Source organism: Mesorhizobium sp. C416B (genome assembly GCF_030323165.1).
Classification (GTDB): Bacteria; Pseudomonadota; Alphaproteobacteria; order Rhizobiales; family Rhizobiaceae; genus Mesorhizobium.
Genome location: NZ_CP100471.1, coordinates 722,463 through 747,082, shown reverse-complemented (window position 1 = coordinate 747,082; position 24,620 = coordinate 722,463). Strand labels below are relative to the sequence as shown.

Annotated in this window: 26 protein-coding genes and 1 pseudogene; 16 read left to right on the top strand and 11 right to left on the bottom strand. The window is 62.7% G+C overall.

The annotated features are described in order from the left end of the window. Window positions 1-202 precede the first annotated feature (202 nt). Complete coding sequence (locus NLY43_RS03815; protein WP_023669398.1) at window positions 203-913, top strand: GntR family transcriptional regulator; 711 nt, start codon at window positions 203-205, stop codon at window positions 911-913. A gap of 3 nt (window positions 914-916) precedes the next feature. Here the strand turns inward: NLY43_RS03815 and NLY43_RS03810 are convergent, their stop codons facing one another. Then, entirely contained in the window at window positions 917-2,146 is a 1,230-nt protein-coding gene (locus NLY43_RS03810) for a GNAT family N-acetyltransferase (protein WP_023669399.1), read from the bottom strand. 91 nt (window positions 2,147-2,237) lie between these two features. Between NLY43_RS03810 and NLY43_RS03805 the strand changes: the two genes are divergently transcribed. Beyond that, window positions 2,238-3,296, top strand: coding sequence for a polysaccharide deacetylase family protein (locus NLY43_RS03805; protein WP_023711531.1), 1,059 nt, complete (start codon window positions 2,238-2,240; stop codon window positions 3,294-3,296). A 15-nt stretch (window positions 3,297-3,311) separates the two neighbouring features. Here the strand turns inward: NLY43_RS03805 and NLY43_RS03800 are convergent, their stop codons facing one another. Then, window positions 3,312-3,527, bottom strand: coding sequence for a DUF2842 domain-containing protein (locus NLY43_RS03800; RefSeq protein WP_023669401.1), 216 nt, complete (start codon window positions 3,525-3,527; stop codon window positions 3,312-3,314). A 150-nt stretch (window positions 3,528-3,677) separates the two neighbouring features. On the opposite strand from NLY43_RS03800, the gene NLY43_RS03795 reads away from it, so the two are divergent. After that, window positions 3,678-4,802, top strand: coding sequence for a COX15/CtaA family protein (locus tag NLY43_RS03795; protein WP_023669402.1), 1,125 nt, complete (start codon window positions 3,678-3,680; stop codon window positions 4,800-4,802). A gap of 53 nt (window positions 4,803-4,855) precedes the next feature. Here NLY43_RS03795 and NLY43_RS03790 read toward each other — a convergent pair whose 3' ends face one another. From NLY43_RS03790 to speB, 3 genes are all read right to left on the bottom strand, one after another. Further along, the gene (locus tag NLY43_RS03790; protein WP_023711530.1) at window positions 4,856-5,695 is read right to left on the bottom strand and encodes an aminoglycoside phosphotransferase family protein; all 840 of its coding nucleotides are present in this window, start codon (window positions 5,693-5,695) and stop codon (window positions 4,856-4,858) included. A gap of 61 nt (window positions 5,696-5,756) precedes the next feature. Next, entirely contained in the window at window positions 5,757-6,683 is a 927-nt protein-coding gene (gene argC / locus NLY43_RS03785) for an N-acetyl-gamma-glutamyl-phosphate reductase (RefSeq protein WP_023700521.1), read from the bottom strand. A 29-nt stretch (window positions 6,684-6,712) separates the two neighbouring features. After that, a complete protein-coding gene (gene speB, locus NLY43_RS03780) occupies window positions 6,713-7,714 on the bottom strand; it encodes an agmatinase (protein WP_023669405.1) in 1,002 nt (333 codons plus the stop codon). 98 nt (window positions 7,715-7,812) lie between these two features. On the opposite strand from speB, the pseudogene NLY43_RS03775 reads away from it, so the two are divergent. Then, window positions 7,813-8,032: pseudogene (locus NLY43_RS03775) on the top strand (glycerophosphodiester phosphodiesterase family protein); the annotation flags it as partial. A gap of 200 nt (window positions 8,033-8,232) precedes the next feature. Here NLY43_RS03775 and NLY43_RS03770 read toward each other — a convergent pair. Next, a complete protein-coding gene (locus tag NLY43_RS03770) occupies window positions 8,233-9,105 on the bottom strand; it encodes an aldo/keto reductase family oxidoreductase (RefSeq protein ID WP_023689475.1) in 873 nt (290 codons plus the stop codon). 91 nt (window positions 9,106-9,196) lie between these two features. Between NLY43_RS03770 and NLY43_RS03765 the strand changes: the two genes are divergently transcribed. After that, on the top strand, window positions 9,197-10,096 hold the full coding sequence (locus NLY43_RS03765; RefSeq protein WP_023693291.1) for a LysR family transcriptional regulator: 900 nt from the start codon (window positions 9,197-9,199) through the stop codon (window positions 10,094-10,096). 267 nt (window positions 10,097-10,363) lie between these two features. Here the strand turns inward: NLY43_RS03765 and rpsI are convergent, their stop codons facing one another. The 3 genes from rpsI to NLY43_RS03750 form a co-directional block, all read right to left on the bottom strand. Beyond that, window positions 10,364-10,846 carry a 30S ribosomal protein S9 gene (gene rpsI, locus NLY43_RS03760; protein ID WP_023669408.1) on the bottom strand — a complete coding sequence of 161 codons (483 nt, stop codon included), beginning with the start codon at window positions 10,844-10,846 and terminating at the stop codon, window positions 10,364-10,366. Between the two features lies 1 nt (window position 10,847). Further along, a complete protein-coding gene (rplM, locus tag NLY43_RS03755; RefSeq protein ID WP_023711529.1) occupies window positions 10,848-11,312 on the bottom strand; it encodes a 50S ribosomal protein L13 in 465 nt (154 codons plus the stop codon). A gap of 215 nt (window positions 11,313-11,527) precedes the next feature. Further along, window positions 11,528-11,992 (bottom strand): PaaI family thioesterase, encoded by a 465-nt coding sequence (locus tag NLY43_RS03750; RefSeq protein WP_023711528.1) that lies wholly within the window; start codon window positions 11,990-11,992, stop codon window positions 11,528-11,530. Window positions 11,993-12,137: 145 nt separating this feature from the next. On the opposite strand from NLY43_RS03750, the gene NLY43_RS03745 reads away from it, so the two are divergent. The 8 genes from NLY43_RS03745 to NLY43_RS03710 all read left to right on the top strand — a co-directional run bounded on the left by NLY43_RS03745 (window position 12,138) and on the right by NLY43_RS03710 (window position 17,202). Beyond that, window positions 12,138-12,959 carry an enoyl-CoA hydratase gene (locus NLY43_RS03745; RefSeq protein ID WP_023689473.1) on the top strand — a complete coding sequence of 274 codons (822 nt, stop codon included), beginning with the start codon at window positions 12,138-12,140 and terminating at the stop codon, window positions 12,957-12,959. An 11-nt stretch (window positions 12,960-12,970) separates the two neighbouring features. Continuing rightward, on the top strand, window positions 12,971-13,393 hold the full coding sequence (locus tag NLY43_RS03740; protein ID WP_023711527.1) for a VOC family protein: 423 nt from the start codon (window positions 12,971-12,973) through the stop codon (window positions 13,391-13,393). 8 nt (window positions 13,394-13,401) lie between these two features. Beyond that, entirely contained in the window at window positions 13,402-14,178 is a 777-nt protein-coding gene (locus NLY43_RS03735; RefSeq protein WP_023711526.1) for an AAA family ATPase, read from the top strand. Beyond that, entirely contained in the window at window positions 14,175-14,696 is a 522-nt protein-coding gene (locus NLY43_RS03730) for a CoA-binding protein (protein WP_023711525.1), read from the top strand. The genes NLY43_RS03735 and NLY43_RS03730 overlap by 4 nt, the downstream gene beginning before the upstream one ends. Before the next feature lie 167 nt (window positions 14,697-14,863). Further along, complete coding sequence (locus tag NLY43_RS03725; RefSeq protein ID WP_023711524.1) at window positions 14,864-16,144, top strand: O-acetylhomoserine aminocarboxypropyltransferase; 1,281 nt, start codon at window positions 14,864-14,866, stop codon at window positions 16,142-16,144. 202 nt (window positions 16,145-16,346) lie between these two features. Next, window positions 16,347-16,679, top strand: coding sequence for a cupin domain-containing protein (locus NLY43_RS03720; RefSeq protein WP_488505273.1), 333 nt, complete (start codon window positions 16,347-16,349; stop codon window positions 16,677-16,679). Between the two features lie 101 nt (window positions 16,680-16,780). Continuing rightward, the gene (locus NLY43_RS03715) at window positions 16,781-17,071 is read left to right on the top strand and encodes a ribbon-helix-helix domain-containing protein (protein ID WP_023711523.1); all 291 of its coding nucleotides are present in this window, start codon (window positions 16,781-16,783) and stop codon (window positions 17,069-17,071) included. An 8-nt stretch (window positions 17,072-17,079) separates the two neighbouring features. Further along, window positions 17,080-17,202: a hypothetical protein gene (locus NLY43_RS03710; protein ID WP_280800301.1), complete on the top strand. Its 123-nt coding sequence runs from the start codon at window positions 17,080-17,082 to the stop codon at window positions 17,200-17,202. 210 nt (window positions 17,203-17,412) lie between these two features. On the opposite strand, the gene NLY43_RS03705 is transcribed toward NLY43_RS03710, so the two are convergent. Continuing rightward, on the bottom strand, window positions 17,413-18,660 hold the full coding sequence (locus tag NLY43_RS03705; protein WP_023711521.1) for a cytochrome P450: 1,248 nt from the start codon (window positions 18,658-18,660) through the stop codon (window positions 17,413-17,415). A gap of 107 nt (window positions 18,661-18,767) precedes the next feature. Next, window positions 18,768-19,358, bottom strand: a complete 591-nt coding sequence (locus tag NLY43_RS03700) for a hypothetical protein (protein WP_023711520.1) — start codon at window positions 19,356-19,358, stop codon at window positions 18,768-18,770. Between the two features lie 311 nt (window positions 19,359-19,669). Between NLY43_RS03700 and clpP the strand changes: the two genes are divergently transcribed. From clpP to lon, 3 genes are all read left to right on the top strand, one after another. Next, complete coding sequence (clpP, locus tag NLY43_RS03695) at window positions 19,670-20,299, top strand: ATP-dependent Clp endopeptidase proteolytic subunit ClpP (protein ID WP_023682306.1); 630 nt, start codon at window positions 19,670-19,672, stop codon at window positions 20,297-20,299. A 295-nt stretch (window positions 20,300-20,594) separates the two neighbouring features. Continuing rightward, the gene (gene clpX, locus NLY43_RS03690) at window positions 20,595-21,869 is read left to right on the top strand and encodes an ATP-dependent Clp protease ATP-binding subunit ClpX (RefSeq protein ID WP_023682305.1); all 1,275 of its coding nucleotides are present in this window, start codon (window positions 20,595-20,597) and stop codon (window positions 21,867-21,869) included. A gap of 273 nt (window positions 21,870-22,142) precedes the next feature. Further along, the gene (gene lon, locus NLY43_RS03685) at window positions 22,143-24,554 is read left to right on the top strand and encodes an endopeptidase La (RefSeq protein WP_023682304.1); all 2,412 of its coding nucleotides are present in this window, start codon (window positions 22,143-22,145) and stop codon (window positions 24,552-24,554) included. Window positions 24,555-24,620: the final 66 nt, after the last annotated feature.

Below are 24,620 nucleotides of genomic sequence, written 5' to 3'. Positions count from 1 at the left end.
CCCAAGCGTTTGAATCGACAGCGAAATCGGGGTTCTTGCCCACTGCCTAGCCGGTAGGCTATCTTGTGCATTGCACAAATTATGGGCGATTGTGCGCGATCTGCACAAGAATCGTATGCAATCTTTTTTGGCTTCGTGTCCACTTTGCCTCTCGTGCGCAGGCGACGAGTCGCGCTAGGAGAGGCTGGGAACCATCATCGCCATGAACATTGCCGATCAGATCCATTCCGCCGACAGCGCCAACCAGGATCGCGCCCAGGCGATTCGCGACAATCTGCGGGACGCCATCGTCGACCGTCGGCTGACGCCCGGCACCAAGCTGTCGGAAGGCGAGGTCGGCACGCTGTTCGACGTCTCGCGCACCGTCGCGCGCGCGGCGCTGCAGATGCTGTCCTTCGAGGGGCTGGTGCGTACCGAGCGCAACCGTGGCGCCTTCGTCGCCAACCCTTCGCCCGAGGAAGCGCGCCAGGTGTTCGCATCGCGCCGGCTGATCGAGCCGGGCATAGCCATTGCCGCCTGTGGGCGGGTCACAGCCACCGATATCGCTGCGTTCCGCGCGCAGCTCGACGAGGAAGGCCGCTTCATCGCCGAGCGCGGCCCAACCGCCCGGCGCTCCGAAATCAAGGCGTCGGGCGATTTCCATCTGCTGCTCGCCTCCGTCGCCGGCAATGCCATCCTGCAGCGCTTCATGGAGGAGCTGGTGGCGCGTTCGTCGCTGGTCATCGCCCTTTACGGACGATCCGGCGTGTCGGCCTGCGGACACAGTGAGCACACGGAAATGGTCGGCGCGCTGGAAAGCGGCGATTGCGGGTTGGTGAGCCGGCTGATGCTGCACCATATCGACCACATCGAGGCAGATCTCGACCTGCGGGTCAGGGCCGGCCCGGCGCTCCGCGAAGCGCTGAATTTCTGAACGCTAGTTTTCGTCGTCCGTGGGAGCGGGCGCTGCCTGTCCGGCGGCCTTGCGGCGCAGCATCTTGGTCAGCTTCCAGACCGTCGGGTTGTTCTTGATGAAGGCTTTCGCCCGTGCGCCCTGCCGCAGCGCCGACGCCAGGGCGCGTCCCTTCAGCGTCAGGGGCGCCAGCACCTCGAAATGCTGGGTCTCGATATCGCACCAGAGCCGCTTGTAGGGCTCGTCGCCGACCGAGAAATCATAGACATCGAAGCCTGTTTGGCAGGCTTCCTCGATGATGTCGAAGAAAAGGAAATCGCCGGGGCTGGTGTGGCCGAGATCGTCCTCGGCGATGGCGCCGAATTCGCAGATCAGGCGTTTGCCCGAGCGGCTCGAGCCGGTGATTGCACGCAGCTTGCCGGCCACTTCGAGCCCATGCAGCACAAAGGCCGGTTTCTCCTCGGCCAGCGCGCCGGCGAAGAGGGCACGGAAGAAAGCCCGCACCTCCGGCTCGCCGAAGACATTGGCGATGCCCATCTTGGCGAAGCGGAACTCCTTCATCTCGAAGAAAGCGTCGAGCAGCCGGTTCACGTCTTCGGGTGTCTGCGCCTCGATGCGGCGATGAACGCCGACCGCCTCGAATTTTCGTGTCTGCGAACGGTGCTTCTTGCGCTTGCGCTTGCCGCCCACACGCGACAGCAGCGCATCGAAACCACCGTCGAGATTGACGGCGAGCGACAGGTTTGGGCTCGGAAAGTTGGAGAACGCCACCAGCGGATTGGCAACGCCATCGAGGTCGGGCAGAAGCCTTTCCAAGGCAACGAGATCGATGTCGGGACGCGCCTTGCCGATCGCCGTCACCAGCCTGCGGATCCCCCCAGCATCTGCCTTTGCCAGCCATGCCGGATCGGCGGCGGCGAAATTGCCGTTGGCATGGCGCCCGCCCATGAAGCGGGCGACGCGGAATGGACCAGTTCGCGTGATTTCCAGTGCCAGTGCAAAGACCGGCCTGTCCTCGATTGTCAGCGTGGCAATGACGGCATCGGGATTAGCCTGCGCCGTCCAGGCACGAACCCAGTCCGCGCTTTGCGCCGGCGCAAACAGCGCCGAACGGCAGAATTCGCCGTAAGAGGCGAGCGCGGCAGCATCTGCGATCGACACCGACAGACTGGTCTGGTCGGCAGCCGGCGTGCGCGCAGACGCCTTGCTTGCGGCGAGCCGATTGCCGTCAAATGACGCGGTGGCGTCAACCATACCTCAATCCTTAAGGCGTATTCGTCGCGATCAGGAGTTCGCGTCGGCGCGTTCCGTGCTTGGATCGAGCCTAGGCGCAAAAGGTGAATGAATGATCGACGGTGGTGAGGCAGTTCGGAAACTGGCGCTTAATATCGCCCGCTTTACCGGCCTTGCACCGCTGGCCAAGCCGTTTGTCGGCGGCATTGGCGCCATCCTCATGTTGCATCGGGTCACCGCCACGCCGGAGAAGCCGGACGGCGTTAACCGCCACCTCAACATCGCCCCGCGATTCCTCGACGCTCTCGTCGCCGACATGAAGTCGAGGGGCTATGCCTTCGTCACCCTCGACGAGGCGATCGAGCGCATCAAGGCCGGCGGCAAGGACGGCCAGTTCGCCACCATCACCGCCGACGACGCCTATCGCGACAACATGACCGAAGCGCTGCCAGTGCTGGAAAAGCACGACGCGCCGATCACCATCTATGTCGCGCCGGGTCTGATCGACGGCAGCGCCGATTTATGGTGGGACGTGGTCGAGGATATCGTCAACGCGCGGGAGCGTTTGACGCTGGCGACGCCGAAGGGGCCGGTGACCATCGACTGCTCGACCCACGGCAAGAAACTCCACGCCAATGCGCGTCTGCATGCCTATCTGACGCTCGAGGTGCGCGAGGAGGATCAGCGCGCTGTGCTGCGCGATCTGGCGCGCTCGAACGGCATCGACCTCGATGGCTTGCGCCCAAGCACGCTGATGACTTGGGACGATATCCGCGCCGTGGCCGGGCACAGGCTGGTGACGATCGGCGCGCATACGGTCAACCACCGCAATCTGAAGCGGCTCGACGAAGGCGATGCGCGCCATGAGATCGTCGACGTCAGGCGCCAACTGCAGGCGCAGCTCGGCGAAGACCCCCGTCATCTCGCTTACCCCTATGGTTACGCCAGCGCTGTCGGCTGCCGCGAAGTGGGCTTTGCCCGCGACGCCGGCTTCGCCTCGGCGGTGACCACTCGCCACGGCGTGCTGCACGCCGAGCACGCCGGCTTCCTGCACGCGCTGCCGCGCATTTCGATCAACGGCCGCTACCAGAGCGTCGCCCATATCCGCACCATGTTGTCGGGCTTAACGACGCCGCTGGCCAATGCCGGCAAAATGGTGGTCACCATCTAACCTGGGGCGGGCTCTTCAGCCTTTCGGCGGCGGCTCCAGGATCAGCCATTTGATGATGCCCATCGCAGGCAGCACCCAGAACAGGCCGCTGAACAGGAAGAACAGGAAGTGCACCAGCGGGCTGGATTGCGACAGCTGCGCGACCGCTATGATCGACGCGACCAGCGCATAGATGATGACCAGCGCCACCAGCAGGAAAGTTCCGATCAGCTTTTTCAGGCGGATGGGCATGAGCGTTCTCGTTGATCGCCTCCGCTTAGGCCCAACCGCGCGCCTGTGCAACCCGGGAGATGCGGCGCGACGGCGTGCCGCGCCGTCCGGTCTTGTCAGCCGGGTTGCGATGGTTCACCAATCCGCCACGTCAACCTGCCGGGACCAACCATGGCCGCCATATCAGCCGCCGCGCCTTACATTGACCGCGATCGCGACTTGAAAAATCGGGCGCTGGTGCGCGGCTGGCTGTATGTCGTGCTTCTGGTGCTGTTTGCGCTGGTGCTGGTCGGCGGCGCCACCAGGCTCACCAATTCCGGCCTGTCGATCACCGAGTGGAAGCCGATCCACGGTGTGATACCGCCGCTCAATGACGCGGAGTGGCAGGAGGAATTCCAGCTTTATCAAAAGATTCCGCAATATGCCGAGCTCAACAAGGGCATGAGCCTGGACGCCTTCAAATCGATCTTCTGGTGGGAATGGGCGCACCGCATCCTGGCGCGCAGTGTCGGCCTGGTCTTCGGCCTGCCGTTGCTGGTCTTGTGGGCGACGCGCCGCATCGAGCGCGGCCTTGGGCCAAAGCTGGTCGGTATTCTGCTGCTTGGTGGCCTGCAAGGCGCCATCGGCTGGTGGATGGTGGCCTCCGGCCTGGTCGACCGCGTCTCCGTCAGCCAGTACCGGCTGGCGACGCATTTGACGCTTGCCGCCCTGATCTTCACTGCCACCATGGTGGTCGCGCGCGGGCTGGCGCCGCATTCGGAGCCTGCCGCCGGCCGGTCGACGCAAAGACTGGCCGGTTTCATCGTGCTGCTGGCGCTGGTCCAGATCTATCTCGGCGGGCTGGTCGCAGGGCTCGACGCCGGCCTGAGCTACAACACCTGGCCGCTGATGGACGGCAAGATCATCCCCGGCGAGCTGCTGCTGCTCGAACCGGCCTGGCGCAATTTCTTCGAGAACCCGAAGACGGTGCAGTTCGTCCACCGGCTCGGCGCCTATACGGTCTTTGCCATCGCGCTCTGGCATATGATAGCGACGCGCCGGCGGCTGCCGGGCACGACACACGCACGCCGCGCAACGCTGCTGTTTCTGCTGGTGCTGGTGCAGGCCTCGATCGGCATCGGCACGCTGCTGATGCAGGTGCCGCTGCACATGGCGCTGACCCATCAGGCCTTCGCGCTGGTCCTGCTGGGATTTGCCGCCGCCCACTGGCGCGGCAACAAGGGCGCCTATCCACTGCCAACGCGGCCGCCCATGAACGCAGGTACATCGTCTACGGTGTCTTGGCCGTCGCAATAATCTATTTCGCGAACGAACTGCCTCGCTACGTCTAAAGCGCGAGGCTGCGCCGGTCAGAAGCTGAGCCGCACCTTTCGGATCACTCCCGCAACCGACAGCTCGCGGTTCTCGTCGACCGCATTCTCGTCCTCATGATGCCATGCGGCCGACAGGCAGCCATAGGCGATGGCATGGTCGAGAATGGCAGCCGGCGTCTGGCCGAGTATCCTGGCGAAGATCTCAGCCATATGCGCGATGCGCTCGGGATCGAGGCAGAGGTCGTCGCGCCCCAGTGGGTTGTAGAACAGATTGGCGGCGTCGAAGCCGGGATCGCCGAGCACGCCCTTCGGGTCGATCGCCAGCCAGCCGCGCGCACCGTGCAAAATGTTGTCGTGATGCAGGTCGCCATGCAGCGGCTTGACCGCATGCGGGGCATCGAGCAGCCGGTCCGCGATTTCGGCGGCCTCGATATAGAGGCTGTGCTCTCCGGCGTCGCGATCGGCTCCGGCCTTTTTGAACAGGCTGGCAAACCGTGTCCGCAGCGGCTGCAGGTCCGGCGGGGCAGGGTGTCTTGAGGGCGAGAACAGTCTCCCCATCAACTCGGCCGCGATTGCGGTCGCGGCGTTGTCGCCTTCTTTGGCCAGAACGTCGGAAAGCAGGGTGTCGCCGGCATATTCGAGCAGCATGCGGTGGCCGTCCCGGCCAAGCAGCCGCACCGCGCCTTCGCCGCGCCGCCATGCGAGATAGTGCTCGCCGCGCAACTCGTCCTCGACATCGTCGAATGGTTTGAGCGCCTTGACGATGGCCGGCGAGCCGTCCTCACGCCGCACCTTCCAGATGCGGCTCGAAAACGTCTCCGCAATGAGCTCGGGCGCGCTGATCTTCCAGCGCTTTGGAAATGCAGGCGCGTCCATTCAGAGCGTGATGCCGAAAAGTGTTAAGCGGTTTTCGGGCAACATGCTCTCTCCAACTGAATTAAAGGCCGAGCATCAGATCCATGTTCTGAACGGCAGCACCCGAGGCGCCCTTTCCGAGATTGTCATAGACCGCAATCAGCAGCGCCTGCGCCCTGTCGTCATTGGCAAAGACATAGACCTTCATGCGGTTGGTGCCGTTATAGACCTCGGGATTGATCTCGGGCAGGCGCTCCACGTGCTCGTAAGGAGCTACCTCGACCACGCCGCCCTTGATGGCGGCAAAATGGTCGGCGATTGCCGCGTGCAGTTCGGCGCCGACCGGCACATGGTCGAGCCCGCCGAGCTGCAGCGGCACCACTGTGATCATGCCTTGGGCGAAATTGCCGACCGCCGGCTGCATGATCGGATCGTGCGACAGCTTCGCATAGGTGCGCAGCTCCGGCACATGCTTGTGCTGCAGGGTCAGCCCATAGACCTGGAATTCAGAGGCATCCTCGCCCTTGGCGACATAGTCCTCGATCATCGGCCGGCCGCCGCCCGAATAGCCCGAAATGCCATTGACGGTGATCGGGAAATCCGCCGGCAGCAGGCCGGCGGCGACCAGCGGCCGCAGTGTCGCGATCGGTCCTTGCGGCCAGCAGCCGGGATTGGCGACGCGTTTTGCATTGGCGATGATCTTGGCCTGGCCCTTTTCCATCTCGGCAAAGCCATATTCCCAGCCCTCGGCTACGCGATGCGCCGTGGAGGCGTCGATCACCTTGGTGGTGTCGTTGGCAATCAGCGATACGCTTTCCTTGGCAGCCGCATCCGGCAGGCACAGGATGGCGACATCGGCTGCATTGAGGAACTCGGCGCGCGCCGCCGTTTCCTTGCGGCGCTCGGCCGGGATCGAGATGATCTCGAGGTCGCCGCGCTCGGCCAGCAGCGCCCGGATCTGCAGGCCGGTGGTGCCGTGTTCGCCATCGATGAAGATTTTCGGTTTCATGTGCCCGTCAATTCCCTGCTAATTCAGGCCTATATGCCCTGGCCATGGTTTGCCGCGCCATGGTTGCCGCTGTTCAGCTCTTCCGCCCGCGCTTTTCGCTCGGCCACCAGGCCGAGATAGTGCATGGCCACCATCGAGCCGGCGATCGCCGTTATATCGGCGTGATCATAGGCCGGCGCAACCTCGACGACGTCGGCGCCGACAATATCGACTTGGCCGAGCTGGCGCAGCGTCGACAGGATTTTCGCCGAGGACGGTCCGCCGGCAACCGGCGTGCCGGTGCCGGGCGCAAAGGCCGGGTCGAGGCAGTCGATGTCGAAGGTGAGATAGGTCTTCCTGCCGCCGGTGCGGTCGACGATCGCATAGGCGATGTCGGAAGCCCGCATCTCCTCGATCTCGTGACCGTAAAGGATCTTGATGCCGAACGTATCGGGGGCATGCGTGCGGATGCCGATCTGGATCGAACGATCAGGATCGATGATGCCCTCATTGACGGCGCGCCCGACGAACGAACCGTGGTCGATGCGCTTGCCATCGTCAGGCCAGGTGTCCTGATGCGCGTCGAACTGCACCAGCGCCAGCGGCCCATGGATGGCGGCATGCGCCTTGAGCAGCGGCCAGGTGACGAAATGGTCGCCGCCGAGCGACAACAGGAAGGCACCCGATTTCAGGATCTTGGCCGCCTCGCGCTCGATCGTGCCTGGTGTCTTCTGGTGATTGCCCGAATCGAGCAGGCAATCGCCATAGTCGATGACGGCGAGATGCTCGAACAGGTCGCGCGAGAACGGATATTGCGGGTCGTTGTCGAGGATCGCCGAGGCGCGGCGGATCGCCTGCGGCCCGAAGCGCGCGCCCGGCCGGTTGGTGACGGCGGCATCGAACGGAATGCCCCACACGACGGCGTCCGCGCCCTTTGCATCCTTGGTGTATTTGCGCCGCATGAACGAGAGCGCGCCGGCATAGGTCGGCTCGAAGGAAGGCCCCGTCTTGGAGCGGGCGGTGAACGCGTTGTCGATGGTCTGGTTCGCCATTACGGGTCCTTCTTTGTTCATCGGGCTGCCACAACTACAGAACCGGCACGCAAGATGCCAGTCACAGCTTGGCGAAGGACTTGTATCGCCAAGGTGCAAGGCCCGGCGGCTTCCTCTCCGGCGGCTGCGGCGATGAACTGGCGGTGCAGGCCGGCATGCCGGCCGAGACCACGGTTTCTGGGCCGAACGCGGCGCCACCATCATCCAGACCGACGAACCGAAGGCTGCCATTGGCTGGCTGGGGGCCAACGGGTTTAGGGTGCCTTATGTGGATGAGGCGAAGCCGGCCGAGCCGCGAATACGGCGAGTATCAATTAGTAATCGTACGTCGGCGCCATCACCCCACCCGGCGCTGCGCGCCGACCTCCCCATCGAGGGGAGGTAGGGCGTTGGCGCTTTAGATTCCGACAGTCGTAGCGATTGCGAGGCATGCAAGGCTGCCGCGACCTCCTACCTCCCCTCGATGGGGAGGTCGCGCCGAAGGCGCGGGTGGGGTGACAGCGCCGCCCGCAAAATCTTCACGCCGCTTTCGCCACCCCATCCAATTCCCTTAGCACATCGGCCGACAGCTCCAGTTCCGCCGCCGCCAGGTTCTCTCTCAAATGCCCGATCGACGACGTCCCCGGGATCAGCAGGATGTTCGGCGAGCGGCGCAGCAGCCAGGCGAGCGCAACCTGCAAGGGTGTGGCGCCGAGCCGCGCGGCCACATCCGACAAGGTCGACGACTGCAGCGGGCTGAAACCGCCGAGCGGGAAGAACGGCGTGTAGGCGATACCGGCGCGCGCCAGTTCATCGATCAACCCGTCGTCGTCGCGATGCGCCAGATTGTACTGGTTCTGCACGCAGACGATCTCGGCGATCCCACGGCCTTCCTCGACCTGCGCTGGGGTGACGTTGCTCAGGCCGATATGGCGCACCAGACCCTTGCGCTGCAGTTCGGCAAGCGCGGTCAACTGCGGCTCGATCGAGCCCTCGGCGGGACCCATCACCCCGAACATGATGCGCAGATTGACGACATCCAGCACCTCAAGACCGAGATTCCTGAGATTATCGTGCACGGCCTGCTCAAGTTCCTTGGCGGAATAGGCAGGCAGCCATGAGCCGTCGCTGCCGCGCCGCGCCCCGATCTTTGTGACGATGACGAGGTCTTGCGGATAGGGCGCCAGCGCTTCGCGGATCAGCTGGTTGGTGACATGCGGGCCATAATAGTCGCTGGTGTCGATGTGGTTGACCCCGGAGGCCACCGCTTCGCGCAGCACTGCAATGGCCGCGTCATGATTCTTCGGCGGACCGAAAACGTGCGGGCCGGCAAGTTGCATGGCGCCGTAGCCGAGCCGTTTCACGGTGTGGCTGCCGAGGGTGAATGTGCCGGATTTTTGGATGGTGGACATGGTCGGTCTCCTTTGAGGAGGCGAAGATAGACGCTGCTCAACCTCGGGATAATAAGGTACAATCCGTACAGCTTGTGCGGAATGGCGAACAATGATGGATCTTGGCGATCTGAATGCTTTCGTGACGGTGGCGCGTGCCGGCGGTTTTCGCGAAGGGGCTCGCGCCGGCGGCGGCAGCGCGTCGGGCCTGAGCGAAGCGGTGCGCCGCCTGGAGACGCAGCTCGGCGTCAGGCTGTTCAACCGCACCACACGCAGCGTTGTTCCAACCGACGCAGGCCTCAGCCTCTTGGGAAGGCTTGGCCCGGCGCTGTCGGAGGTGGAGGCGGCCCTCGACGTGGTCAATGGCTTTCGCGACAGGCCGGCCGGTTCGCTGCGCCTCAACGTCCCGGTCAGCGCCGCGCGGCTGATATTGCCCGACATCGTTCCGGGCTTCCTCGCCGCCTATCCCGGCATTCGGCTGGAGGTCATCGCCGATGAGAACTTCGTCGACGTGTTGGCGGCCGGCTGCGACGCCGGCATCCGCTATGACGAGCGACTGGAGCAGGATATGATCGCGGTGCCGATCGGACCGCGCGTCCAGCGCTTCGCCACTGGCGCCAGCCCCGCCTATCTCGAGCGCCATGGGCGGCCGCAGCACCCGAGCGACCTGCTTGGCCATGCTTGTCTGCGCGGTCGTTTTGCCAGCGGTGCGATGCTGCCGTGGGAATTCGAGCGCGACGGCGAGGTGGTGCGGGTCGACACGACGGGGCCGTTGATCGTGCGGATCGGCGGGGCGAGCGATCTTGCCGTCCATGCGGCCATTGCCGGCAGCGGCATCGTCGCTCTCTTCGAGGGCTGGCTTCGCCCTCACTTCGAAAGCGGCGCCCTGGAGCCCGTGCTCGAACCTTGGTGGCAGAGTTTTCCCGGACCATTTCTGTACTATCCCGGACGGCGTCTGGTTCCAGCGCCGCTACGGGCGTTTATCGATTACATCAAGGCCGGCAAGTTCTGAGACTTGAACCGAGGCCGGCGCCATCACCCCACCCGGCGCTTCGCGCCGACCTCCCCATCGAGGGGAGGTAGGGTGCCGCGCTTTTATGGTCGAACTGGTTTGCTAGCCGCTGGACCATCGTGGATTGTCCGGGCGGCAAAACTGCCGCGACCTCCTACCTCCCCTCGATGGGGAGGTCGGCGCGAAGCGCCGGGTGGGGTGACTGCCGAGACCCAAAAGAAAAGGCCGCCCGGAGGCGGCCTTTCGATGTCTGGAACGTCGCAGCGCTTAGCGCTTCGAGAACTGGAAGGAACGACGGGCCTTCGCCTTGCCGTACTTCTTGCGCTCGACGACGCGGCTGTCGCGGGTCAGGAAGCCGCCCTTCTTGAGCACGGCGCGCAGTGCCGGCTCATAGTAGGTCAGCGCCTTGGAGATGCCGTGACGAACGGCACCGGCCTGGCCGGACAGGCCGCCGCCGATGACGGTGGCGACGATGTCGTACTGGCCGGCGCGGTTGGAAGCGATGATCGGCTGGTTGAGGATCATCTGCAGGACCGGACGCGCGAAATAGGTCGCGAATTCCTTGTCGTTGACGACGATCTTGCCCGAACCCGGCTTCACCCAGACGCGGGCGATGGCGTTCTTGCGCTTGCCGGTGGCATAGGCGCGGCCCGACTTGTCGAGCTTCTGGACATGCACGGGTGCTGCCGGCTGGGTGTTGGTGTTGCCGGTGGCGGCGCCCAATTCTGCGAGCGAGGAAAGCTCAGCCATCTTATGCAACCTTCTTGTTCTTGGCGTTCAGCGCGCCGACGTCGAGGGTGACGGGCTGCTGGGCGACATGCGGATGTTCCGCGCCTGCATAGACGCGGAGGTTCTTCATCTGGCGACGGCCGAGCGGCCCGCGCGGGATCATGCGTTCGACGGCCTTCTCGACGACACGCTCGGGGAAACGGCCCTCGAGCAGCTGGCGCGCGGTGCGCTCCTTGATGCCGCCGGGGTGACCGGTGTGCCAGTAATAGACCTTGTCGGTGAACTTCTTGCCGGTGAACACCACCTTGTCGGCATTGATGACGATGACGTTATCGCCGTCGTCGACATGCGGGGTGAAGGTGGGCTTGTGCTTGCCGCGAAGATGATTGGCGATGACAGTGGCGAGACGGCCGACGACGAGACCCTCGGCGTCGATCAGCACCCACTTCTTCACCACATCCGCAGGCTTCTGCGAAAAGGTTGCCATGGATTTCTGCTTTCGATTTTGACCTTCCGAAGAAGGCGTTTCTTGTTGCTTGGATTGGCGACAAGGCACTTGCCCGCCGCCAATAACAAAACGGCGGCCTTTGCGGGCCGCTGCTTCGTGACGGCTTATAGGCGAGGGGAGTGGGCACGTCAAGGCGCAGGAAACGCACGTCTGCTCGCAAAGTGTAATAAAAACAAAGGTTTGACCAAAAGGTATTATTTTACCACATCGGCGGCGCGCTTCGGCGGGATCGAATAGGTGCCGGTCGCATGCGCTACCGTGTGTTCCCTCGGTCCGCCGACGATGTCGATATCGAACACCATCAGGCTCTTGCCCAGCTTCAGGACGCGGCAATGGCCGTCGATCGGGCCGGCCTCGGCCTTGCGGACGAAATTGATGTTGAGGTTGACGGTAACCGAAAGCGCATCCGGCCCGGCATGGCTGAGCACGCAGACATAGCCGCCAATGTCGGCCAGCGTGAACAGCGAGGGCCCGGACACCGTGCCGCCGGGCCGCAAATGCCGCTCGTCGGCATTGAGCCGCACCGTGCAGCCGCCCGGAAACACATCGAGCGCCTCATACGACGTGAACTCGTCGTTGAGCTGCGGGTAGACGCTGGCCATCAGCGCATTGACTTCAGCCGCCGTCAGCACCGGCTTGAGATTATCCTGGGCGGGCATGTCGGTCTCTCGTTCTATGCCGGGCCTGTATGAACGCAATGATGCGCTTCTGGCAACACCTTGGCGCAAGCGATGGGTGTTGATGAAACTCGATCCGATATTAGATAGTCTGGCGGCGCCCGGCGGAATCGCGGAGACCCTTGTCATGGCCGAAATCCTTTCGATCAAACCTGTTGCCATAGACGGGCCGGTCATCGCCGGGCTGGACAAGGGCGTGCTGCGCCTGACGCTCGCCAATCCGCCCGCCAATGCCTTGTCGCTTTCCGTCATGGCGGCATTGAGCGCCGAGCTCGACCGTGCCAAGGCCAACAAATCGGTCCGCGTCATCGTCTTGGCGGCCGCCGGGAAAGTCTTCTGCGCCGGTCACGATCTCAAGGAAATGACTGCGCGCCGCGCCGACGCCGACAAGGGCAAGGGGTTTTTCGAGCAGACATTTTCGGCTTGCGCGGCGTTGATGCAGCAGATCGTGCGCCATCCGCTCCCGATCATCGCCGAAGTCGATGGCCTAGCCACCGCTGCGGGGCTGCAACTGGTTTGCAGTTGCGACCTCGCCATTGCCTCGCATGAAGCGACCTTCTGCACGCCGGGCGTCAATATCGGCCTGTTTTGTTCGACGCCGATGGTGGCGCTGTCCCGCAACGTGTCTCACAAGCACGCCATGGAAATGCTGCTCACCGGCGAGACCATCGATGCCGCAACCGCCAAGGAATTCGGCCTGGTCAACCGCGTTGTGCCGCGCGAATACCTGAATCAGATCGTCACCAAATACGCGCAAACCATTGCCTCCAAATCATCTCTGGTGGTCAAGACCGGCAAGGAAGCCTTTTACGCGCAGGCCGAGATGGGGTTGGCGGACGCGTATGCCTATACCGGCCGCGTCATGGTCGAGAACATGCTGGCCCGCGACGCCGAGGAAGGCATCGGCGCCTTCATCGGCAAGCGCAAACCGGAATGGACGGACGAATAGGTTTTCGATCCATGGAACCGCGCATCTCCATCATCACCATCGCCACCGACGATCTCGAGCGCGCCGTGCGCTTTTACGAAGGCATGGGCTTGAAGCGCCACGCCGGCATCACCGATGGCGCCGCCTTCTTCCAGATGGGCGGCGCCATTCTCGGCCTGTTCCCGAGGCCAAGCGCCGAGGAGGATTCAGGCATTGCCTTCGCCGCAGCACCGTCGGCGGTCTACCTCGCCTACAACACCCGCTCCGATGCCGAAGTCGACGACGTGCTGGCGGCCGCCGAGAAGGCCGGCGGCACAATCGTCAAGCCGGCCGGCCGTGCCTTCTGGGGCGGCTGGTACGGCTATTTCGCCGATGCCGACGGCCATGTCTGGGAAGTGGCGCACAATCCGGCCTTCCCGATCGCGGATGACGGCACCATCTCGCTGCCGGACTGAGCGTCCGCATGGGCTATCGCAAGCAACTGACCCGGCTTAAGGCGCCCTATCTCAAACGCATCCTGATTGACCCCGAGCGCGTGGAAGATTGGGACAAGTATCCCTGGAACCTGCCGCTGTTCCGCGGCCGCGAATTCGAGCTCGAATTCACCACGCCGATCACCATCATTGTCGGCGAAAACGGCACCGGCAAATCGACGCTGCTGGAAGCGATCGGCGCGGTGGCCGGTTACGACGAAGCCGGCGGCGGCAAGGGCTACATGCCCGTCGACCACTCCGGCGCCATCGACGAGAGTGGTGCAGCGCTTGCCGACACGTTGCGCGGCCACTGGCTGCCGAAGGTCACAGCGGGTTGGTTCTTCCGCGCCGAATCTTTTTACACGGTTGCCCGCTATCTCGATCAGGCGGCGCTGGAATCTGGCGGGGCGCCGCCGGATTTCCTGTCCTGGTCGCATGGTGAAGGGTTCATCCGCTTCTTCGAGGAGCGCTGCCGCCGGCAAGGTATCTACATCCTCGACGAGCCCGAAAGCGCGCTGTCGCCATCGCGGCAGATCGAGCTGCTGAAGATGCTGCGGCGCATGGACCGGTCCGGCACGGCTCAAGTGATCATGGCGACGCACTCGCCGCTGCTGATGGCCTGTCCGGGCGCGCGGCTGTTCCGCATCAGCCGCTTCGGCCTCGACCCCACAGATTTCACCGATACCGATCATTTTCGCATGATGCGCGACTTCTGCACGGACCCGCAGTCCTTTATGGAGGAAGCACTGAGGGAGACCGACGAGTGAATCACGATAGCTACGACAATGCCTATATCGGCGGCATCCTCAATTCTGTGAAGACCATCGCCATGGTCGGCGCGTCGGCCAACGATGTCAGGCCGAGCTTTTTCGTGCTGAAATATCTGCTGGCCAAGGGCTTTTCGGTGTTTCCGATCAATCCGGGGCAGGCCGGCAAGGAAATCCTCGGCCGCATGACCTATGCCAGCCTTGCCGATCTGCCGGAGCCGGTCGACATGGTCGACATCTTTCGCGCCTCTGCATCGGTGCCCGGCATTGTCGATGAGGTGCTGAAGCTCGACCCCTTGCCGAAGGTGATCTGGATGCAGCTTGGCGTGCGCGACGACGAGGCGGCCGCGCGTGCCGAGGCGGCCGGTATCAAGGTGGTGATGAACCGCTGCCCGAAGATCGAATATGGCAAGCTGTCGGGCGAGATCGGCTGGACCGGCGTCAACTCCGGTGTGCTGTCGTCGAAGAAGCCGCTGATGCGGTCGGGATTCCAGAGTTTCGGTGTGCGCCAGAAGTAAGGCAGTGAATGGTGAATGGTGAATAGAAGGATTTTCCTGGAAGCCGGGTAAAGCCGCATATGAGCGGCTTGCAATCAAGGTGGGACTGGCCGACTTTGCGACCACCATTTATCGCTCACCATTCATCATTTCACCATTCACACGTTTACCGCTCAGGGAGGTTTTCGATGACCCGCACGCCCGGTTTCAACACGCTCGCCGTCCATGCCGGCGCCAAGCCCGACCCGGCAACGGGCGCACGCGCCACGCCGATCTACCAGACGACCTCCTTTGTGTTCGACGATGCCGACCATGCCGCCTCGCTGTTCGGGCTGAAGGCCTTCGGCAACATCTACACCCGCATCATGAACCCGACCCAGGCGGTGCTGGAAGAGCGGATCGCGGCGCTCGAAGGCGGCACGGCTGCACTTGCCGTTGCTTCCGGCCATGCCGCACAGGTGATCGTGTTCCACAATCTCATGCGGCCTGGCGATAATTTCGTCGCCGCCACAAGGCTTTACGGTGGTTCGATCAATCAGTTCGGCCATGCCTTCAAGAATTTCGGCTGGGAGGTGCGTTGGGCCGACACCAACGACATCTCCACTTTCGAAAGCCAGATCGATGGCAAGACCAAGGCGATCTTCATCGAGAGCCTGGCCAATCCCGGCGGCACCTTCGTCGACATCGAGAAGATCGGCGACATCGCCCGCAAGCACGGCTTGCCGCTCATCGTCGACAACACGCTGGCCTCGCCCTATCTGGTGCGGCCGATCGAGCATGGCGCCGACATCGTCGTCCATTCGCTGACCAAGTTCATCGGCGGCCACGGCAATTCGATCGGCGGCGCCATCGTCGATGGCGGCACGTTCGACTGGTCGAAATCCGGCAAATATCCGATGCTGTCGGAGCCGCGCCCCGAATATGGCGGCCTTGTCCTGCACGAAACCTTCGGCAATTTCGCTTTCGCCATCGCCGCGCGCGTGCTTGGCCTGCGTGACATCGGCCCGGCGATTTCGCCGTTCAATGCCTTCCTGATCCTGACCGGGCTGGAGACCTTGCCGCTCAGGATGCAGCGCCATTGCGACAATGCGATCACCGTAGCCGGCTGGCTGTCCAACCACCCCAAGGTCGCCTGGGTCAACTATCCCGGCCTGCCCAGCGACAAGAACAACGCGCTGCAGAAGAAATACTCGCCGCAAGGCGCCGGTGCTGTCTTCACCTTCGGCCTGAAGGGCGGCTACGAGGCCGGCATCAAGTTCGTCGAGGCGCTCGAACTGTTCTCGCACCTCGCCAATGTCGGCGACACCAAGTCGCTGGTCATCCATCCGGCATCGACCACGCATCGCCAGCTTTCCGACGAGCAGAAGGTCAAGGCGGGTGCGGGACCGGACACGGTCCGGCTTTCCGTCGGCATCGAGGATGTCAACGACATCGTCGCCGACCTGGAACAGGCTTTGGCCAAGGTTTGATTTTTTTAGTGAGTAGTGAGTAGTGAGTAGTAGTCGGTATTCACTAGTTAGCAGTGATTAGTGATCAGCCACCCGCTCGAGGGAGCGCTTTCCGCTCACTACTCACTACTAACTACTAACTACTCACTACTCACTAGTCACTACTCACTGCACTACTCACTAGTCACTAATCTGTTGGAGGCAAACCCTGTCCGCGCATTACTTGGCAATATCGACCGACAGCGTCGACGCCGAACATGGCGCCCCGGCGCCGGATCGTCTGATTGCGGGCGATCCGAAGTTCCGCACCTGGAATGTCGAGGAGCGCGATGGCCGCCTCTATGCCGGCATCTGGGAAGCGACGCCGGGCAAATGGCGCATCGAATATGACGAATGGGAGTTCTGCCACATCCTGTCCGGCGTCTCGGTGGTTGCCGAGGATGGCGGCGAGGCGCGCACGGTGCGCGCCGGCGACAGCTTCGTGCTCAGGCCAGGCTTCAGGGGCAGCTGGGAAGTGCTTGAAACGACCCGCAAGGAGTATGTGATCAAGCTCTGACGCTCGCGGCGCAAGGGTTCTGGCCCAGCGATCCGATCTCGACATAGTGTATGACTAAGTCATACACTATGCTATAGTGTGGGGATCGGAAGGATGCGACCATGCGAACGACCCAACCGCTGACCATCACCCTGCCGCACGACCTCGCGCAGATGGTGAAGGATAAGGTTTCCTCAGGCAAATACGCCAGCGAAAGCGAAGTTATCCGCGATGGCTTGCGCACCCTGGTAGCGCGCGACTCGGCCATGCAGCGTTGGCTACTGGAGGAAGTGGTGCCGACCCTTGAGGATGCTCGCGCGCATCCCGAGCGCCTTTTGACGGCCGAAGAGGTACGCAAGAACCTTTCGGACTACGCTCGAAAAGTCACTGCCAGGCCGCGCACCGGTGCATGAAATATCGGGTGAGGTTTCACGCCGCGGCACAGCAAGACATTGCGGAGTTGCTGACCGAACTGGCGCCAAGGGCGGGCGTCGATACGGCGCTGAACTTCGTCGGACGTATTGTCGACTTGCCTGAGTTTTGAAACGTTTCCCGAGCGGGGAACACGTCATGACGAGATTGCTCCTGGCTTGCGCACCGTTGGCTGGCGCCGTCGCGCTACCATTGCATTTGAATTCACCGGTGACACGGTGATCATACTGCGGATTCTCTACGCAGGGCGTACGCTTGAGCTTCCCGGCGAGGATTGAGCCAAGGGGCTGGTTGCCGCCTGCGTAGAACCCCCATCCTCGCGTCAGAACCCGACGGCGAGCTTTTCCAGCCCATGAAAATGATAGGTGTCGCGGAAGCGCGGCTGCTCCGCAAGATGGAGTTGCGGCTGCCGCTCGAACAGGGTTTTCAGCGACACCTGCAATTCCAGCCGCGCCAGCGGCGCACCAATACAGAAATGGATACCGGCGCCGAACGAGACATTCTTCTGGTCTGGTCGGCCGGGCCGGAAGGCGCCAGGTTCGGCAAAGGCAAGCGGATCATGATTGGCCATGCCGAGCAGCAGGCCGACCGTCTCCCCCGGTTGTACGACAACCCCGGATGTCACCTCGACCTCCTGACAGGCGTAGCGGGTGAACATGTGCAGCGGCGCGTCGAAGCGCAGGCACTCCTCGACCGTCGCAGCGGTTGCTTCCGGCGAGGTGAAGAAACGGCCGGGGTCGCCGCCTTGCGCCAGCAACGTGCGCACGGCGTTGCCGGTTTGATGGACGGTCGCCTCGTGGCCGGCATTGAGCAACAGGATGGCGGACGAGACCAACTCGTCTTCCGACAGCTTCTGGCCATCCTCCTGCGCCGCGATCAGCAGCGACAGCAGGTCGTCGCCAGGCTTCTTGCGCCGCTCGGTGACATAGCCGCACAAAAAGTCGGAAAAATCGCGCGCGGCGCGATTGGCCGCTTCCTCGGTCTCGCGCGTCCGGCCATGCATGTACATGGCCACCATCCGGTGCGACCAGTCGAGCAGTTGCGGCCCCATTTCGACCGGCACACCGAGCATTTCGGCAATGATGGTGATCGGCAAAGGTGCGGCGAAGCTGGGCAATAGATCGACCTGGCGCGGTTCGAAACGGTCGATCAGCTCATTGGCCAGCGCCTCCACGCGCGGCCGCAGCCGCTCGACCTGGCGCGAGACGAAGGCGCGGTTGACCAGGGTTCTGAGCCTGGTGTGCACCGGCGGCTCCAGCTCCAGCATCGAATTGCTCTCGATGCCGTCGAAAGCGGCCAAATGCGAGCGATCCTCGCCGATGCCGCGGCTGTCGGGAATGCCGGCCGGGTTCTGGCGGCCGAAGCGGCGGTCGCGCAACAGCCGGTTGACGTCGTCGAAGCCGCCAAAGCACCAGAAGCCGAATTCCTCCCAGAAGAAGGCATTCGATGCGCCATGCAGGACGGCATAGGCGTCGTAAGGGTTCTGGAAAAACGCCGGTTCGTGCGGATCAAGCCGCAGGCGGCGCGTGGCTGGATCAAAGGCGAGGTAGGGCGGCATGGATGTGGTCATGCCAGACCATTAGCGCGGCTTGCCAGCTTGGTGCCAGACCGGATGTTGGCCCCCGACGGGCCTATGAATTGAGCCAACCGAGACGGACCTCGGCGAAGTACCGAAGTCTAATCCTGGCAATGCCTGGCAATATGCACGCGGCGCCAGCTGGTCGAGCCTTCCTGCACCACCACCCGGCGCGCCACCCTCTGGTATGACGGCGCTATCTGGGTGACGTGCCGCCGCTCGGGCCGCACCAGCACTTCATGGGCGACGCTTTCATATTCGGCCGGCAGCACAACCCGGCGTGTGCGCTCCGGTTCAAGCATCACCGTTTCGGCGACACGCGCGTAGCGGGCCTTGCGCCACACCTTGCACAGCACCTTGCGGCCGTGGATGACGCGCCATTCCCAGGCATAGCCGCCATCGTCGACCTGGACCGTGCGGTAAACGGTGCGGGTTCTCGCCGGTACGATGTCATAGGTGACTCGGGGCGGCGCGATCTGCTCGACGCGCTCCATGGTGCCATAGATCGGCGGATCATAGTCGACCAGCTGCCCGCCGGGACTGACCATGACGTCTTCATAGACGGTGTCATAGAGCGCCGGCCTGTGCACCGGCTCATAGCATTCGGCGGCCCGGCCGTCGGCAACCGCATCGGACACCATGCCGAGACCGGCAAGGCCGGAAATGGCGAGGCAAACAGTTTTCCTGATCATGGCACTCCCCCTGTTTGAACGCGAGAAGGTGAGGTTCAACGTTGAACTGTAGGGGATGGTTCTCCGGGGGAAAGCGGTTTCGCCGCGTTTCGTTAAGCGACGCGGTTAAGGAATTGCTACACCGCAAAAACGCCGCTGGCCGCGTTCGGACTTTCCCTTGCGCGGAAACCTTGATTCGACTTAACCAGATGGCTAGGAGGAGGCGGCCTTGCGCTAGGGTGAGCCGGCATCCTATTTACATTCTAACCGTCAAGAACCGATTCTGCCCGATGTTCCGGCGCCGGAATCCCCATCTCCAAAAAGGGTAGTCCATGAAGAACCCCGTCGAAACCTACATGAACCTCGTTCCGATGGTGGTCGAGCAGACCAATCGCGGCGAGCGGGCCTACGACATTTTCTCGCGCCTGCTGAAAGAGCGCATCATTTTCATCACCGGCCCGGTCGAAGACGGTATGGCGACGCTGGTTTGTGCACAGCTTTTGTTCCTCGAGGCCGAGAACCCGAAGAAAGAGATCAATCTCTACATCAACTCGCCGGGCGGCGTGGTGACCTCGGGCATGGCGATCTACGACACCATGCAGTTCATCAAGCCGGCGGTGTCGACGCTGTGCATCGGCCAGGCGGCGTCGATGGGCTCGCTGCTTCTGACCGCCGGCCACAAGGACATGCGTTTTGCCACGCCGAACGCCCGTATCATGGTTCACCAGCCTTCCGGCGGTTTCCAGGGCCAGGCCTCCGACATCGAGCGGCACGCGCAGGACATCATCAAGCTGAAGCGCCGCCTCAACGAGGTCTACGTCAAACACACCGGTAAGAGCTACGAAGACATTGAAAAGACGCTTGACCGCGACCATTTCATGACAGCCGACGAAGCCAAGGATTTCGGCCTCATCGACAAGGTCATTTCGTCGCGCGAGCCGGTCGAAGGCGCTGCGGCATAAGCGCTGCATGGCAGTTGCGTGGCTGGATAACGCGCTTTTGCTGGGATTTGCGGCATTTCGGCCACAATTGGCTGTTCCCTCGGTGGATGGGATTGCCTACGTTAAGGCTATGTTGATTTTCGACGGCTTAGCTTTGTGCAGGGTTGGCGCGAATCATTGCGACGTTTTCTGATTTGTGTTTCGTACGGAATGCGTTGCGGGAGCCGGGACACTGGCGGCGGCGAATTCCCGCGATAGATAGAATATGCGCCCTTTCAGCCAGACCATCGGCGGGCGGCCATGAAAGGACAGGAAAATGAGCAAAGTCGGCAACAACAGCGGTGATTCGAAGAACACGCTTTATTGCTCGTTTTGCGGCAAAAGCCAGCACGAGGTGCGCAAGCTGATCGCCGGCCCAACGGTGTTCATCTGCGACGAGTGCGTCGAGCTATGCATGGACATCATCCGCGAGGAGAACAAGACCTCGATGGTGAAGTCGCGCGAGGGCGTGCCGACCCCGCAGGAGATCCTGAAGGTTCTCGACGACTATGTCATCGGCCAGCCCTACGCCAAGCGCGTGCTGTCGGTGGCTGTCCACAACCACTACAAGCGCCTGGCGCATGCCGGCAAGAACAACGACGTCGAATTGGCGAAGTCCAACATCCTGCTGATCGGCCCGACCGGCTGCGGCAAGACGCTGCTTGCCCAGACGCTGGCCCGCATCATCGACGTGCCCTTCACCATGGCCGACGCGACGACGCTGACCGAAGCCGGTTACGTCGGCGAGGACGTCGAAAACATCATCCTGAAGCTGCTGCAGTCGGCCGACTACAATGTGGAGCGCGCCCAGCGCGGCATCGTCTACATCGATGAAATCGACAAGATTTCGCGCAAGTCCGACAACCCATCGATCACCCGCGACGTGTCGGGCGAGGGCGTGCAGCAGGCGCTTCTGAAGATCATGGAAGGCACCGTTGCCTCCGTGCCGCCGCAGGGCGGCCGCAAGCATCCGCAGCAGGAGTTCCTGCAGGTCGACACCGCCAATATCCTGTTCATCTGCGGCGGCGCCTTCGCCGGGCTGGACAAGATCATCTCGGATCGCGGCAGGAAGACTTCCATCGGCTTCGGCGCCATCGTGGCTTCGCCCGAGGATCGTCGCACCGGCGACGTGTTCCGCCTGGTCGAGCCCGAGGATCTCTTGAAGTTCGGCCTCATCCCCGAGTTTGTCGGCCGTCTGCCGGTCCTGGCGACGCTTGAAGACCTCGACGAGCCGGCGCTGATCCAGATCCTGACCGAGCCGAAGAACGCGCTGGTCAAGCAGTATCAGCGGCTGTTCGAGATGGAGAGTGTCGACCTGACCTTCCATGAGAATGCGCTGTCGGCGATCGCCAAGCGCGCCATCGAGCGCAAGACCGGCGCCCGTGGCCTGCGCTCGATCATGGAAGCAATCCTGCTCGACACCATGTTCGAACTGCCCGCTCTGGAAGGCGTGCGCGAAGTGGTGATTTCGGAAGAAGTGGTGACCGGCAGCGCCCGGCCGCTCTACATCTATTCCGAGCAGAAGGAAAAGAAGGGCAACGTCAGCGCCTGATCTGGCATCTGGCCTAACCTTTTTATGGAACGGCGCCCGCGGGGCGCCGTTTTGCTGTGGTGAGGTACCGATCCTTGTGACGGAGTGGATGAACGTACGTGTCGACCCTTGATCTTTGCCCCTCGTGCATCCAACTAACATCGGAAGGCCGAGGTGCCGAATTCTGTGCTGTAAAACTCCCGTCACAAACGGTGGTAGGCGGAACGATCCCCGGTCGTTAATATGAGATTCGCGGTTGGCTCAATTAGCGGCCGCGACATGAAAGGTTGGACAATGGCCAAAATATCCAAGGCTCCCAGCGACGGCGTCTTCGCAGTCCTCCCACTGCGCGACATCGTGGTGTTCCCGCACATGATCGTTCCGCTCTTTGTCGGGCGTGAAAAGTCGATCAAGGCGCTGGAAGAGGTTATGGGTCAGGAAAAGCAGATCCTGCTTGCCACCCAGATGAATGCCGCCGATGACGATCCCGAGCCCGATGCGATCTTCGACATCGGCACGCTCGCCAATGTGCTGCAATTGCTGAAGCTGCCCGACGGCACCGTCAAGGTGCTGGTCGAAGGCGCTTCGCGTGCCAAGATCGTCTCGTTCACCGACCGTCCGGACTTCCACGAAGCTACCGCCACGGCGCTGGTCGAGCCGGAGGAGGAAGAGGTCGAGGTCGAGGCGCTCGCCCGTTCGGTCGTCACCGACTTCGAAAACTACGTCAAGCTGAACAAGAAGATCTCGCCTGAAGTGGTGGGCGCCGCCAGCCAGATCGACGACTATTCCAAGCTCGCCGATACGGTTGCCTCGCACCTCGCCATCAAGATCCCCGAGAAGCAGGAGATGCTGGCCACGCTGTCCGTCAAGGAACGGCTGGAAAAGGCGATGGGCTTCATGGAAGCCGAAATCTCCGTCCTGCAGGTGGAGAAGCGCATCCGCTCGCGCGTCAAGCGCCAGATGGAGAAGACGCAGCGCGAATATTACCTCAACGAGCAGATGAAGGCGATCCAGAAGGAACTCGGCGAAGGCGAGGACGGCCGCGACGAGGCCGCCGAGATCGAGGCGCGCATCAAGAAGACCAAGCTCTCCAAGGAGGCCCGCGAAAAGGCGGAAGCCGAGTTGAAGAAGCTGCGGACGATGTCGCCGATGTCGGCGGAATCGACCGTCGTGCGCAACTACCTCGACTGGATCCTGTCGATCCCGTGGGGCAAGAACTCCAAGGTCAAGCAGGACCTGGCGTTTGCGCAGAACGTGCTCGACACCGATCATTTCGGCCTCGACAAGGTCAAGGACCGCATCGTCGAGTATCTCGCCGTGCAAAGCCGCCAGAAGAAGCTGAAGGGGCCGATCCTGTGCCTCGTCGGCCCTCCCGGCGTCGGCAAGACCTCGCTCGGCAAATCGATCGCCAAGGCGACCGGCCGCGAATTTATCCGCATGGCGCTTGGCGGCGTGCGTGACGAGGCCGAGATCCGTGGCCACCGCCGCACCTATATCGGTTCGATGCCCGGCAAGGTCATCCAGTCGATGAAGAAGGCCAAGAAGTCCAACCCGCTCTTCCTGCTCGACGAGATCGACAAGATGGGCCAGGACTTCCGCGGCGATCCGTCATCGGCCTTGCTCGAGGTGCTCGATCCCGAGCAGAACTCGACGTTCATGGACCATTACCTCGAGGTCGAATACGACCTGTCGAGCGTGATGTTCGTGACGACGGCGAACACGCTGAACATCCCTGCGCCCCTGATGGACCGCATGGAGATCATCCGTATCGCCGGCTACACCGAGGACGAGAAGATCGAGATCGCCAAGCGTCACCTGATGCCCAAGGTGATCCGCGACCATGCCCTGCAGCCGAAGGAATTCTCCGTCGGCGAAGACGCGATCCGCGGCATCATCCAGACCTACACCCGTGAAGCGGGCGTCAGAAGCCTGGAGCGCGAGCTGATGAAGCTCGGGCGCAAGGCGGTGACCGAGATCCTGAAGACGAAGAAGAAGACGGTGAGCATCACGGCGGCGAACCTCGCTGATTACCTCGGTGTTCCGCGCTTCCGCTTCGGCCAGGTCGAGGCTGACGATCAGGTCGGTGTCGTCACCGGTCTTGCCTGGACGGAAGTCGGCGGCGAGCTGCTGACGGTCGAAGGCGTCATGATGCCCGGCAAGGGCCGCATGACGGTGACCGGCAATCTGCGCGACGTGATGAAGGAATCGATCTCGGCGGCGGCCTCTTATGTCCGCTCGCGGGCCATCGATTTCGGCATCGAGCCGCCGCTGTTCGACAAGCGTGACATCCACGTCCACTTGCCCGAAGGCGCCACGCCGAAGGACGGTCCGTCTGCAGGTGCTGCCATGGCGACGGCCATCGTATCTGTCATGACTGGTATTCCGGTCCGGGCCGATGTGGCGATGACTGGCGAGATAACGCTTCGCGGCCGCATCTTGCCGATCGGCGGCCTCAAGGAGAAACTGCTCGCCGCACTGCGCGGCGGCATCAAGAAGGTGCTGATCCCGGAAGACAACGCCAAGGATCTGGCGGAGATACCGGACAATGTGAAGAACGGTATGGAGATCATTCCGGTCTCACGTGTCGGCGAGGTTCTGAGGCACGCGCTGGTGCGCATGCCGGAGCCAATCGAGTGGGTCGAGCCAGTCAATCCGCCGGCTTCCACCGATACCGTTGACGATGCTGGAAAGTCGCTTGCACATTAGAAACTACTAAAGTTGCAGTGCACAAAGAGAGAGCCGGGCCTTGAGCCCGGCTTTTTCATGTGAAAA

Coding starts and splice junctions, on each gene's coding strand:
- NLY43_RS03815 (WP_023669398.1), top strand. CDS start 203: ATGAACATTGCCGATCAGATCCATTCCGCCGACAGCGCCAACCAGGAT.
- NLY43_RS03810 (WP_023669399.1), bottom strand. CDS start 2,146: ATGGTTGACGCCACCGCGTCATTTGACGGCAATCGGCTCGCCGCAAGC.
- NLY43_RS03805 (WP_023711531.1), top strand. CDS start 2,238: ATGATCGACGGTGGTGAGGCAGTTCGGAAACTGGCGCTTAATATCGCC.
- NLY43_RS03800 (WP_023669401.1), bottom strand. CDS start 3,527: ATGCCCATCCGCCTGAAAAAGCTGATCGGAACTTTCCTGCTGGTGGCG.
- NLY43_RS03795 (WP_023669402.1), top strand. CDS start 3,678: ATGGCCGCCATATCAGCCGCCGCGCCTTACATTGACCGCGATCGCGAC.
- NLY43_RS03790 (WP_023711530.1), bottom strand. CDS start 5,695: ATGGACGCGCCTGCATTTCCAAAGCGCTGGAAGATCAGCGCGCCCGAG.
- argC (WP_023700521.1), bottom strand. CDS start 6,683: ATGAAACCGAAAATCTTCATCGATGGCGAACACGGCACCACCGGCCTG.
- speB (WP_023669405.1), bottom strand. CDS start 7,714: ATGGCGAACCAGACCATCGACAACGCGTTCACCGCCCGCTCCAAGACG.
- NLY43_RS03770 (WP_023689475.1), bottom strand. CDS start 9,105: ATGTCCACCATCCAAAAATCCGGCACATTCACCCTCGGCAGCCACACC.
- NLY43_RS03765 (WP_023693291.1), top strand. CDS start 9,197: ATGATGGATCTTGGCGATCTGAATGCTTTCGTGACGGTGGCGCGTGCC.
- rpsI (WP_023669408.1), bottom strand. CDS start 10,846: ATGGCTGAGCTTTCCTCGCTCGCAGAATTGGGCGCCGCCACCGGCAAC.
- rplM (WP_023711529.1), bottom strand. CDS start 11,312: ATGGCAACCTTTTCGCAGAAGCCTGCGGATGTGGTGAAGAAGTGGGTG.
- NLY43_RS03750 (WP_023711528.1), bottom strand. CDS start 11,992: ATGCCCGCCCAGGATAATCTCAAGCCGGTGCTGACGGCGGCTGAAGTC.
- NLY43_RS03745 (WP_023689473.1), top strand. CDS start 12,138: ATGGCCGAAATCCTTTCGATCAAACCTGTTGCCATAGACGGGCCGGTC.
- NLY43_RS03740 (WP_023711527.1), top strand. CDS start 12,971: ATGGAACCGCGCATCTCCATCATCACCATCGCCACCGACGATCTCGAG.
- NLY43_RS03735 (WP_023711526.1), top strand. CDS start 13,402: ATGGGCTATCGCAAGCAACTGACCCGGCTTAAGGCGCCCTATCTCAAA.
- NLY43_RS03725 (WP_023711524.1), top strand. CDS start 14,864: ATGACCCGCACGCCCGGTTTCAACACGCTCGCCGTCCATGCCGGCGCC.
- NLY43_RS03715 (WP_023711523.1), top strand. CDS start 16,781: ATGCGAACGACCCAACCGCTGACCATCACCCTGCCGCACGACCTCGCG.
- NLY43_RS03705 (WP_023711521.1), bottom strand. CDS start 18,660: ATGACCACATCCATGCCGCCCTACCTCGCCTTTGATCCAGCCACGCGC.
- NLY43_RS03700 (WP_023711520.1), bottom strand. CDS start 19,358: ATGATCAGGAAAACTGTTTGCCTCGCCATTTCCGGCCTTGCCGGTCTC.
- clpP (WP_023682306.1), top strand. CDS start 19,670: ATGAAGAACCCCGTCGAAACCTACATGAACCTCGTTCCGATGGTGGTC.
- clpX (WP_023682305.1), top strand. CDS start 20,595: ATGAGCAAAGTCGGCAACAACAGCGGTGATTCGAAGAACACGCTTTAT.
- lon (WP_023682304.1), top strand. CDS start 22,143: ATGGCCAAAATATCCAAGGCTCCCAGCGACGGCGTCTTCGCAGTCCTC.